This window comes from Gemmatimonas sp. (assembly GCF_044344655.1).
Classification (GTDB): domain Bacteria; phylum Gemmatimonadota; class Gemmatimonadetes; order Gemmatimonadales; family Gemmatimonadaceae; genus Gemmatimonas.
This window is the reverse complement of record NZ_JBIJCN010000037.1, coordinates 22,100-32,932: the sequence shown is the minus strand read 5'-3', so window position 1 is coordinate 32,932 and position 10,833 is coordinate 22,100. Positions and strand designations below refer to the sequence as shown.

The window sequence follows — 10,833 nt, the reverse complement described above, 5'->3', positions numbered from 1 at the left end:
CTGCGCATGCCCAACGTGTCGCTGCAGCCCGGCCCCAAGGACATTGGGTGGGATGATCTCATTGCCGCGACCGACAAGGGGATCGCGATGATCGGTCGCGCCTCGTACTCCATCGATCAGCAGCGCTACAACGCGCAGTTCGGCGCGCAGCTCTGCTACGAAGTGCGCAAGGGCAAGATCGTGGGCCAGGTGAAAGACGCTGCGTACCAGATGCGCACCCCGGACTTCTGGAACACCCTCGACATGCTCGGCGGCCAGAAGAGCTACATGCATGGCGGCACCTTCAACGACGGCAAGGGACAACCGGGCCAGTCGAACGCCGTCAGCCACGGCTGCGTGCCGTCGCGCTTCAAGAACGCCAACATCATCAATACGGGGCGTGCGCTGTGAGCACTCTTTCCGACAACGACGCGCCGAAGTCGCTGTTCCACATCGGCCGCGCCGCGGCCCCCGCGGGCGTACTGTCACGCGACGAGGCCCAGGCGCTGGTGGAGCGCACGGTGAAGCTCAGCAAAGCCGACGCTGTGCGCGTGAGTGTGAATAGCAGCCGCGAAACCAACCTGCGCTTCGCCGACAACCAGATGTCCACGAGCGGCGCGACGACCAACACCACCATTCGTGTGCAGAGCGTGTTCGGCAAGCGCAAGGCGAGTGTGGTGACCAACGACCGCAGCGACGACGGATTGCGTCGTGCCGTGCAGCAATCGGAAGCACTTGCCCGGTTGGCGCCGGAAGATCCCGAGTACCTGGGCGAGCTTGCGGCCCAACAGTACGGCAGCGTGAACGCGTGGAGCGATCGCACGGCAGAGCTGACTGCCGATGACCGTGCCAAGGCCGCGCTCTCGGCACTCGCTCCCGCGCGTGCCGGCAAGGAGCTCACCGTGGCGGGCTTCATCATCTGCAACGCGTCGGCGAGCGCCATCGGCACGAACGCCGGACTCTTTGCGTATCATCGCGGTACGACGGCCAACTACACGCTCACGGCACGCACCAACGATGGCACCGGCTCCGGCTGGGTCGGGGCCGAGGATACCGATTGGGCGAAGATCGACTTTCAGAATGTCGCCGACCGCGCCATCGAAAAGGCGCGTCGTTCACGTAACCCGGTGGCCATCGAGCCCGGCCGCTACACGGTCATTTTCGAACCGGAGGCGACCGCCAATCTGGTGGGGCTCATGTCGAACGCCTTCCAGGCACGCGCCGCCGACGAGGGGCGTTCGGCGTTCTCGAAGGCCGGCGGTACGCGTCTCGGCGAAAAGATTGTCGACGAGCACGTATCACTGTACTCCGATCCGGCCGACGCCCTCATCCTCTCATCGCCATTTGACGGTGAAGGATTGCCATTGCAGCGGCAGACATGGGTGAAAGACGGCGTGCTCAACCAGCTCGCGTACAACCGATACTGGGCAAGCAAGCAGGGTAAGACACCCACCGGCGGCACGGCAGGGCTGCGCATGGCGGATGGCGCCGACTCGCTCGAGTCGCTCATTGCCGGCACGACCCGCGGCGTGCTCGTCACGCGCCTCTGGTATCTGCGTCCCCTCGATCAGCGGACGCTCATGTACACCGGCCTGACTCGCGACGGCACGTTTCTCATCGAGAACGGCAGGATCGCGCGCGCCATCAAGAACTTCCGCTTCAACGATTCCCCGCTGTTCATGCTCAACAACCTCGAAGGCGTGGGCAAGGCGGTGCGTACGGCAGGCGGCGAAGGCGGGCCCGGCGTGGCCATGCCGCCCATCAAGGTCCGCGACTTCAACTTCACGAGTTTGTCAGACGCGGTGTAAGCGCAGCGGTGGCCACGGGACATCCCTCCCATGGCCCCCGCTTGCGGCAAGGATTAACATTTCTTTATGCGGAAGTCCCGAATAGCCCGGTTGCTCGCACTCGTCATGGGTGTGTGGCTGTCGCTCGTGCAGAGCGACGCCGGGCTGTTCCATGCCTGCGCCACTGGGAACGGCGCTGTGGCAGCGTACGAGGCCGGCGTTGCGGCCACCACGCCGCCGTCGCATGGTGCGCATGCGGAGCATGCCGATCACCACGCACCCGCGGCCGCGGCCGCGCCCGACACGTCGCCCGCTCACCAGCATGGTACCGGCGACGCCGAGTGCCATTGCATTGGCCATTGCTGCGTCCCCACGGTCCCCGCGCTACGTGCTCCAGACACGTTCGCGTTGGTCTCGGTGTTGCGTGTCGATGCCGTGCAACCCGGCCGCGCGTCGCATGCGGTGGTGGCGGAGTGGGCCGACTTTGTCCTTCCCTTCGCTACGGCACCGCCGGTCGTGATCGTCGGCTGAGCCCGTGGCCCGTGAGTACGCCGGGCCGCCAGCACAGCCTCCACTCGTCGAACGCGTTTCGCACTCCGTGGACACGGACGCCATTGGGCGTGCCGTGTACTGTGTCGAGCACTCCGCCTTTCGTGCGGCGGTGCCGATGCGCCGATCACTTCTTCGAAATACACAACCATGTCGTTCCCGCTTCCATTGGCGCGGGGCGTTCTGCGCGCATCCCTCTCTCGGGGTGCGTGCGGCGTCGCGCTTGTTTCTCTCGCTACCGTGGCCGATCAGGCCGGTGCGCAAAGCTCGACGTCGCAGAAGGCCACCGCCGATTCCGCCGCGCGCGCCCGCGCGCTCAACCCGGTGGTCACCACCGCCACCCGCGATGCGCGAGAGCTTCGGAAGCTCCCGGTGTCGGTCACGGTGATCGATACCACCACGCTCGCCCGGACCAGTCAGGTTTCGCTCACCGAGGCGTTACGTACCGTCCCCGGGGTCATTGCCGGCAACCTGTTCGGCGGCGATGACGTACGACTCTCCATCCGCGGCAGTGGTGCGCGCGGGGGATTCGGCGTGCGAGGGATCGGCATTCTGCTCGACGGCGTCCCCATCACCGAACCCGACGGACAGACGCGTCTCGATCAGCTCGACCTCGGCGCCGCGCGTAGCATCGAAATCGTGCGCGGTCCAGGCAGCGCCATGTACGGCGGCACCGCGTCGGGCGGCGTCGTGAATGTGATTACCCGCAGCGGCCGCGAACTGCAGGGGGTCAGCGTCCGCATGACCGGCGGCGGTTTCGGCTTCGACAGCGTGAACCTGCGCAAGGTGGACGTGTCGGCCGGCGGTGCGCGCGGCGCCTTCGATGCCTACCTACAGGCTAGCGGGACGCGCATAGCCGGCATGCGCGTGCAGAACAAGAACGACATGAACCGCGCGAATCTGCGCGTGAACTGGACCCGACAGGAGAACGCGGCACCCGCACCGGCGGCAACGGCGACGCGCGTGGGTCTCGATGTGTCGTACAGCGATCTCGACATGCAGATCCCCGGCTCACTGACGGACGCCAGCTGGCGCAATGAGCCGTGGGCCGCCGACCCGTTGAACGTGATCGGCGCCTACGCACGACGCGAGCAGCGGTGGCGTTTCGGCCTGCGCGCGTCGCAGGGGCTGGGCACTCGCTTCGGCACGCTCGAAGCGTTCAGCTTCGGCACGGCGCGCACCATCGATCACCCCATCTTCCGGGTCGTCGATCAGAACACGCACCGCGTGCAGAGCGGCCTGCGCCACGCCGTCAGCTTCGCCGCGCCAGGCGCGCTGACCGTGCGCCTCAACACCGGTCTCGACGTCGATCGTTGGTATGGCGATTCGCGGCAGTGGACCAATGTGGCCGGTACGCAGGGGCGCAGTACTCCCTGTGTGAATGACCGCGTGCGCAACATCGTCTCGACGGCGTGCGTGAACCAGTTCGTCACGCTCCCCGGGCTCGGCACCTACACCAGTGCCGACATTACCCGGGGCAAGGCGACGCTCACCGCTGGCGCCCGCTACGACCGCGTGACGTACGACATCGAAGACCGCATTCGGCCGTCGCAGTCGGTGAATCAGTCGTTCGATCAGGTCTCGCCGCGCGTGGCCGTGCGCTACGACGTGAAGCCCGGCGTAAGCGTGTACAGCAGTGTGGCACGCGGTTTCGAAGTGCCCACCAACAGTGAACTCACCGCCAGCCCCGACACGTTGAGCGGACTCAACACCGCGCTTCGCCCCTCGTCGCTCATGAACTACGAAGCCGGCGCGAAGGCACTGCTCAAGAGCCGCGTGTTGCTCGATGTGGCGGTGTACCGTACGAACGTGACCGGGGAGTTTCTGTCGCGCACCGTCGTGATTCCCGGCGTGCAGTTCCCGCGTACAATCTTCGAGAATGTGGGGCGCACCCGTCGCACGGGCCTCGAAATCAGTGCCACCACGCTCGTCGCCCCGTGGGTGGATGTCGTGACGAGTTACACGTATGCGCGCTACGTCATGACACAGTTCACCGGCACCGAAATCAACGCGCAGGGACAGTCGGTGGCCGCCAACTATGCGGGCAAGCTCATTCCCGGCGTACCGCAACAGCGCGGTGCGGTGGAAATGCGTCTCCGCCCCACGAATGCGTTGGGGATCACGGTCTGGGGCGAAGCGCAGGGGCGCACGTTCGTGAACAATGCCAACACCACCAGAGGCACCGTGTTCACGCAGGTCACCCGGACGGGTCAGGCGCCGCTCATTGTGCCCGTCGCGTTCGGCGCCGTGCCCGGCTACGCGTTGGCGCACGCCACCATCGCGTACACCCTCCCCGAAACACGCGGGGCGCGCACGGGCGCGTCGCGTGCGTCGCTGTTCGTGAATATCGAAAACATCCTAGACCGTCGGTACGTCGCCGCCATGGCCACCAATAGCGGCAACGGACGCTTCTACTTTCCGGGCGCCGGCCGCGTTGTGAACGCCGGCCTCACCCTTTCGACCGGGGGACGCTGACATGCGGCGTATCATGGTAATCGGCGCGGTGCTCGTGACGGCCACATTCGTCGCGGCGTGCGCCGACAAGGCGCCGTCGGGGGAAGCCACCGCGACATCGGCGGAGACCGCACCGCTGACGTTCGACAGCGCTCGCGTGCTGTCGGCGGTGAGCAATGTGGGGGCCGCCCCCATTCTCGCCCTCGCCCCAGACGGTCGCTACGCGACCGCCTGGGTGTCGGCGCCCGATGGGGGGACTGATGGTCGTCTGTATGTTCAGGTTTCGCGCGATGTACCGGGCCTTGCCACCGATGTCGTGCAGCACGAACTGCGCGACGCGTTGGGCCCCATCGAGCCACACGGTGAAGCGCCGCCCAAGCTCGCATGGAGTGCCCGCGCCGATGGCGGGCTCACCCTCGGCGCGCTGTACGTGGTGGGCAAGCTCGTCCCCGGCAAGCGTTTCCCGGCGAGTGCGCTGCGATTCGTGCGCAGCGACGACCGCGGCAACAGCTGGAGCAGCGCGGTCACGGTCACCGATGACACCACGCAGGGGCTCGACGCCGATTTCGGCTCGCACAACTTCCATGCGTTGTATGCCGCTCCCAACGGCACCTTCCATGTGGCGTGGCTCGACGGGCGCGCCGGCAAGTCGGCCGTGTACACCACGCACAGCACCGACGGCGGACGCACGTGGGCACGCAATGTCCGCGTAGTGCCGGTCGGCGCACCGCTCACGGAAGCCTGTCCGTGCTGCCGCACTGCGATCACCGCTGACGCGGATGGTCATGTGTATCTCGCGTGGCGGGCTGTGATTCCCGATACCTCAGCACCTGCGCCTGCTCCGTCGCCGGCCGCTGCTCCGGGGGGGCACCAGATGCATGGCGGGAGCGGCCCCACCATTCGTGATATCGTCGTTTCGCGCAGCGACGACGGTGGCACCACATGGGGTGCGCCGCAGCGTGTGCACGCCGACAACTGGGTGTTCGACGGGTGCCCGCACGCCGGCCCATCGCTGGCGCTCGACAGTGCGGGCACGCTGCACGCCGCGTGGTGGACCGGAAAGGCCGGCGCGGCCGGCGTGTTCTACACGCAATCTCGTGATCGGGCGCAGTCGTTTTCGGCCGCGGTGCCGCTTGGCGTGGCGTCCGCGTCGCAGCCCGCGCACGTGCAGCTGGCCGTGCGTGGCCGCACCGTCTTCGCCACATGGGACGACGGCACCAAGCGCGTGCCGTCGGTCGTGTTGCGCACGTCGCATGACGGCGGCGCGACCTTCGCCGAAGCCGTTGCGGTGAGTGAGGCCGGCAAGGCGGCGTCGTTTCCGGTGCTCGTCGCCGCGCAGGACGCACGCGCCATCACCATTGCGTGGAGCGAGCAATCTGCCGACGCGGCCGCGAGCGCCGCGAAGGCCCGCCCCAACATGAAGGACCCCAAGGCGGTGATGCCGCTGCCCAGCGTCGGTAACACGCGGGTGATGGTTCGCCACGCGCGCACGGGTGGAACCGCGACAGTCGCACAGAGTGCGAGCGACGCATTCACGCCGCTGCAGGTGGGCGATAGCATCCCCAGCTACAGCGCAGCGGTCATCAGTGACGACGGCGCGTCGTCCATGAACGTGGCGCAACCAGGCGCCATCACGCTGATCAATGTCTGGGCCACGTGGTGCACATCCTGCCGTGAGGAAATGGCCGATCTGCAGGCCCTGCACGAGCAGTACAAGGCTCGTGGCGTCCGCGTCGTTGGTGTGAGCGTCGATCAGGGGAACCCGGAAAAGGTCTTGCGCTTCGCGCGAGGCGAGCGGCTGAGCTTTGCCGTCGCGCATGATCCGGCCGGTACCATCCAACAGCAATTCGGCATCGTGGGTGTCCCGGAGACGATTCTTGTGGACCAAAGCGGCCGTGTGCGTGCCAAGGTGAGCGGTAACGTGCATGGGCAGCTGCCAGCCTTGCGGGCGGTGATCGACTCACTGCTGATCCGCACGTCCGGCGCGCAGTAGGCGCCACAGCAGGTACATTGGTACGCATGTCGCCCGCCCGTCCGCGGCGGCGGTGGCCGCTGGTCACCGCCGCGCTCGTCCTCATTGTGTTGGTGTCCGGCCCGCGCACCTGTGTGCACGAGCCGGACGTTGTGGCGGTGCGAGATGCCATCCCGCGCGACGTCGCCGCCATTCCCGCCTGGCTGCAACGCCGGGAGGAGCAAGCGGGCGCGTTCGACACCGCGGTGGCCAAGCGCGTGCACTTCGCCACTCCCGCCGCACCCGCGCGGACATCGTGGAGCGTGGTGTATCTGCACGGGTTCTCTGCCACACGGCAGGAAACCGCTCCCGTCTCGGCACAGGTGGCCGCGGCCCTCGGCGCCAATCTCTTCGAAACGCGTCTGCGCGGTCACGGCCTACCCGGCGACTCGCTCGGCACCGCGACGGCTGGGGACTGGCTCACCGACGCCGTGGAAGCCTTCGAGATCGGTCGCCTCCTCGGTGATTCCGTGCTCGTCATCGGCACCAGCACCGGCGGCACACTCGGTGTATGGCTCGCCACGCAAGCGGGCGCAGATCGCGACCAGCTGCGGGCGCTCGTGCTCATTTCGCCCAACTTCGGGCCGCGTGACCGCAAGGCGGAGATCCTCACGCTGCCGTGGGCCAATGTGCTGTTGCCGCGCATCATTCCGTCGCGCGAGTGGACGCCGCGCAACGACGAACAGCGCCGTTTCTGGACTGTGAAGTATCCATCCACGTCGCTCTTCCCCATGCAGGCGTTGGTCAAGCACACGCGAGCGCGTTCACTGGCAGGCTACAACGTGCCGACGCTCGTGTTCTTCAACACCAATGACGAAGTCGTCGACGCCGCGCGCACCACGCGGTGGCTCGAGGCGCTCGCCGTTGAGACGCTGTCGAAAGTGGAACAGGTGTCCATCACCCCCGCCGAGGGGGAAGACGGCCACGTGCTCGCCGGGCGCATCGTATCGCCGAGTCAGACCGGTGGCATGCGTGATCGCATCGTGTCGTTTGTCCGCCCGCCCTGACTCCGTTACGGCAGCTTCGGTTCCTTGAGGCGCAACAACCCTTCCTGTGCGACCGACGCGACAAGCTGCCCCGAGCGCGTGAAGATCTGCCCGCGCACAAATCCTCTGGCCCCGAATGCGGTGGGGCTGTCCATCACATACAGCAGCCACTCGTCGGCTCGGAACGGCCGGTGCATCCACAACGTGTGATCGAGGGAGGCCAAGAAGAGGCGCGGGTCGCCGTACCGGACGCCGTGCGTGAACAACGCGGTGGGGAGAAACCCATAGTCCGATGCATACGCCATGATCGCCTGATGCACGATCGGGTCGTCGGGCAACCGATCGATCACCCGGAACCAGACATACCGCTGCGACTCGCCCGCACTCGGCCCGCCCGGTAGGTGTGACTGCGGTGACCGGAAGTCGATGGGCCGATCCTGCGTGAGCACCGTACGCAGCTCAGGCGGCAGCACGGCAGCGTTTTCGCGCACCTGTTCCAGCTCGGGCTTGATGCTGTCCGGGTCCTGCACCTCGGGCATGGGCACCTGGTGATCGAGCCCCGGCTCCTCGATGTGAAAGGAGGCCGACAGGTGAAAGATCGCCTCGCCGTGCTGAATGGCGGTCACACGCCGACTGGTGAACGTGCCGCCGTCCCGCGGCCGATCGACGAAATACACGATCGGCGCCTTGAGGTCGCCGGGGCGCAGGAAGTAGCCGTGCACCGAATGGGCCTCCCGTGCGTCGTCAACCGTGCGCCTGGCGGCAACCAGCGCCTGCGCGAAGACCTGCCCCCCGAACACCCGGCCAGTCCCCAGATCACGGTTCTTCCCGCGATAGATGTTGACCTCCAGGGTCTCGAGCTCCAACAGCTCCAGCAGTTCCGTCACGATGCTCATGAGGACAATATGTGGCATGGGTCGCGCTTTTCGCTCCTTCTTCTTCGCTCTCGTCTGCCTCGCGGCCGGTACGTGGCTGCTATGCAGCCCACGTGACAAGCCGGCGGCGTCCTTCCCTAGCCCCAGCGAGCCGACCGCCGCCCCCGTGGGTCCGCCGTCCGCCCCGCAGAACGACCCGCCCCGGACGTTTCCGCCATGAAAGACCGCGACGAGTGGCTGGCCGAGTGGTCCCGCACGGTGACCGAAGTGGAGCGCGGCTACGAGCTGACCTTCGATGACTACCTCAACGACCTCGACATGCGGCACAAGCTGCGCGTGATCACCGAGGCGGACGATCAGTGGCTCGACCTTCTGGAACTCGACACCCGCTTCCGTGAGGCCACATTCCCGAGTGGCCGTTGCGTGTGGGGAGGCGAGAACGCCGAGAGCGAGGGGTGGACCGAGGCGCAGCACTGGTACTACTGGCGCCTCCCCAAGAAGCAGGGGCTCGCGTTCGACGCGGAGTATTGACGGGGACATCACAAATATGCTTTCGGATACCGGGGCGTTATCTTCCAAGGCTATGTCGGACACTCCGCTGCCTCAGAACGCCTCCGCCGAAGCCGTGTCGGCCCCGTCCATCTCGGCTGAGCAGATCGCGGCCGCCACCGCCCTGCTCGAGAGCCTGGCGGCCGATCGCGCTCATCTGCTCGACATCCCCGAAGACCAGCGGACGCGCCTGCTCAAGGCCGCGGGCGAAGTGTCGCGCCCGGACGCCATCCTGCGCCGCCAGATGGTGAAGGCCACCAAGCGCCAGAAGAAGGTCGAGCGCACGGCCAAGCTGCAGGAAGCGGAGAACCAGCTGCAGGAAACGGGTATCCGCAAGCTGCGGCGGCAGACGGTGTTCACCACGCCCAACTATCTGCTCCCCGGTAGCGATGAGCAGATCACGGTCGACGAACCCGACTTCACCGAAGCGTTGGAAGCGCAGCACTGCTACGTGTGCAAGCAGCAGTTCACCGTGCTGCACCACTTCTACGATCAGCTCTGCCCCAGCTGCGCGGAGTTCAACTACCGCAAGCGCACGGAGCTGGCTGACCTGACTGGACGCACGGCGCTACTCACCGGCGGCCGCGTGAAGATCGGTTACCAGGCGGGCATCAAGCTGCTGCGTGCCGGTGCCCATCTCATTGTCACCACGCGCTTCCCGCGCGACTCGGCGCAGCGCTATGCCGCCGAGCCAGACTTTGAACAGTGGAAGCATCGGCTCGAGATCTACGGGCTCGATCTGCGTCACACGCCAAGTGTGGAGGCGTTCTGCCACCATCTCATGGAGACGCATGATCGGCTCGATTTCATCGTGAACAATGCCTGTCAGACGGTGCGGCGTCCGCCCGACTTCTACAAGCACATGATGGACCTCGAGCGTGCCTCGCTCAGCGACATGCCGGAGCAGGCGCGCAAGCTGCTCGGCGCGTACGAAGGCGTGCGCGGCTATCACCTGCTGCCCGAAGCCGGCGTATCGCGGGAAGCGGAGATGATCACGCCAGCCACGCTGCCGCGCGCGCTGGCCGAGGTGGCGGGGATCACACACGCAGCCGAACTGTCGCAGGTGCAACTGCTGGCCGAGGAGTATCAGGACCAGTCGCAACTCTTCCCCGAAGGGCGACTCGACCAGGATCTGCAGCAGGTAGATCTGCGCGAGCGCAACTCGTGGCGCCTGCTCATGCACGAGGTGCCGAGCGTGGAGCTGCTGGAAGTGCAGCTGGTAAACGCGATTGCGCCATTCCTGATCAACGCACGCCTCAAGCCGCTCATGCTGCGCACCACCAGCCGCGACAAGCACATCGTGAACGTGAGCGCGGTAGAGGGTCAGTTCTACCGGAAGTTCAAGACGACGCGCCATCCGCACACCAACATGGCAAAGGCGGCGCTCAACATGATGACGCGCACATCAGCGGCGGATTACGAAACGGACGGCATTCACATGAATGCCGTCGATACCGGATGGGTGACGGACGAAGATCCCGTGCACATTGCGGCGCGCAAGGTGGAGGAGCATCGTTTCCATCCGCCACTCGATATCGTGGACGGCGCGGCGCGTATCGTTGATCCTATCATTGATGGGATCAACACGGGTGAGCATGTGTGGGGGAAGTTCCTGAAGGATTACAAGCCGACGGACTGGTAGG

At 66.3% G+C, this 10,833-nt stretch carries 9 protein-coding genes; 8 read left to right on the top strand and 1 reads right to left on the bottom strand.

The genetic code is table 11. From position 1 onward, the window contains the following. From ACIQ51_RS10525 to ACIQ51_RS10500, 6 genes are all read left to right on the top strand, one after another. Positions 1-390, top strand: a 390-nt coding sequence (locus ACIQ51_RS10525) for a metallopeptidase TldD-related protein (RefSeq protein WP_396204995.1), incomplete at its 5' end; no start/stop codon positions are given. After that, a complete protein-coding gene (locus ACIQ51_RS10520; RefSeq protein WP_396204994.1) occupies positions 387-1,787 on the top strand; it encodes a TldD/PmbA family protein in 1,401 nt (466 codons plus the stop codon). The genes ACIQ51_RS10525 and ACIQ51_RS10520, both read left to right, overlap by 4 nt. Positions 1,788-1,853: 66 nt before the next feature. Then, entirely contained in the window at positions 1,854-2,297 is a 444-nt protein-coding gene (locus tag ACIQ51_RS10515) for a hypothetical protein (RefSeq protein ID WP_396204993.1), read from the top strand. 258 nt (positions 2,298-2,555) lie between these two features. After that, positions 2,556-4,790, top strand: a complete 2,235-nt coding sequence (locus tag ACIQ51_RS10510; protein ID WP_396204992.1) for a TonB-dependent receptor family protein — start codon at positions 2,556-2,558, stop codon at positions 4,788-4,790. A 1-nt stretch (position 4,791) separates the two neighbouring features. Next, complete coding sequence (locus ACIQ51_RS10505; RefSeq protein WP_396204991.1) at positions 4,792-6,762, top strand: redoxin domain-containing protein; 1,971 nt, start codon at positions 4,792-4,794, stop codon at positions 6,760-6,762. Between the two features lie 26 nt (positions 6,763-6,788). After that, the gene (locus ACIQ51_RS10500) at positions 6,789-7,787 is read left to right on the top strand and encodes an alpha/beta hydrolase (protein ID WP_396204990.1); all 999 of its coding nucleotides are present in this window, start codon (positions 6,789-6,791) and stop codon (positions 7,785-7,787) included. Between the two features lie 5 nt (positions 7,788-7,792). On the opposite strand, the gene ACIQ51_RS10495 is transcribed toward ACIQ51_RS10500, so the two are convergent. Beyond that, positions 7,793-8,680: an acyl-CoA thioesterase gene (locus ACIQ51_RS10495; protein ID WP_396204989.1), complete on the bottom strand. Its 888-nt coding sequence runs from the start codon at positions 8,678-8,680 to the stop codon at positions 7,793-7,795. A 177-nt stretch (positions 8,681-8,857) separates the two neighbouring features. On the opposite strand from ACIQ51_RS10495, the gene ACIQ51_RS10490 reads away from it, so the two are divergent. After that, the gene (locus ACIQ51_RS10490) at positions 8,858-9,172 is read left to right on the top strand and encodes a hypothetical protein (protein WP_396204988.1); all 315 of its coding nucleotides are present in this window, start codon (positions 8,858-8,860) and stop codon (positions 9,170-9,172) included. A 52-nt stretch (positions 9,173-9,224) separates the two neighbouring features. Next, on the top strand, positions 9,225-10,832 hold the full coding sequence (locus ACIQ51_RS10485; protein WP_396204987.1) for an SDR family NAD(P)-dependent oxidoreductase: 1,608 nt from the start codon (positions 9,225-9,227) through the stop codon (positions 10,830-10,832). Position 10,833 lies beyond the last annotated feature (1 nt).

Excerpts from the sequence above, each read along its gene's own strand:
- ACIQ51_RS10485 (WP_396204987.1), top strand. The coding sequence starts at position 9,225 with ATGTCGGACACTCCGCTGCCTCAGAACGCCTCCGCCGAAGCCGTGTCG.
- ACIQ51_RS10495 (WP_396204989.1), bottom strand. The coding sequence starts at position 8,680 with ATGCCACATATTGTCCTCATGAGCATCGTGACGGAACTGCTGGAGCTG.
- ACIQ51_RS10490 (WP_396204988.1), top strand. The coding sequence starts at position 8,858 with ATGAAAGACCGCGACGAGTGGCTGGCCGAGTGGTCCCGCACGGTGACC.
- ACIQ51_RS10505 (WP_396204991.1), top strand. The coding sequence starts at position 4,792 with ATGCGGCGTATCATGGTAATCGGCGCGGTGCTCGTGACGGCCACATTC.
- ACIQ51_RS10515 (WP_396204993.1), top strand. The coding sequence starts at position 1,854 with ATGCGGAAGTCCCGAATAGCCCGGTTGCTCGCACTCGTCATGGGTGTG.
- ACIQ51_RS10500 (WP_396204990.1), top strand. The coding sequence starts at position 6,789 with ATGTCGCCCGCCCGTCCGCGGCGGCGGTGGCCGCTGGTCACCGCCGCG.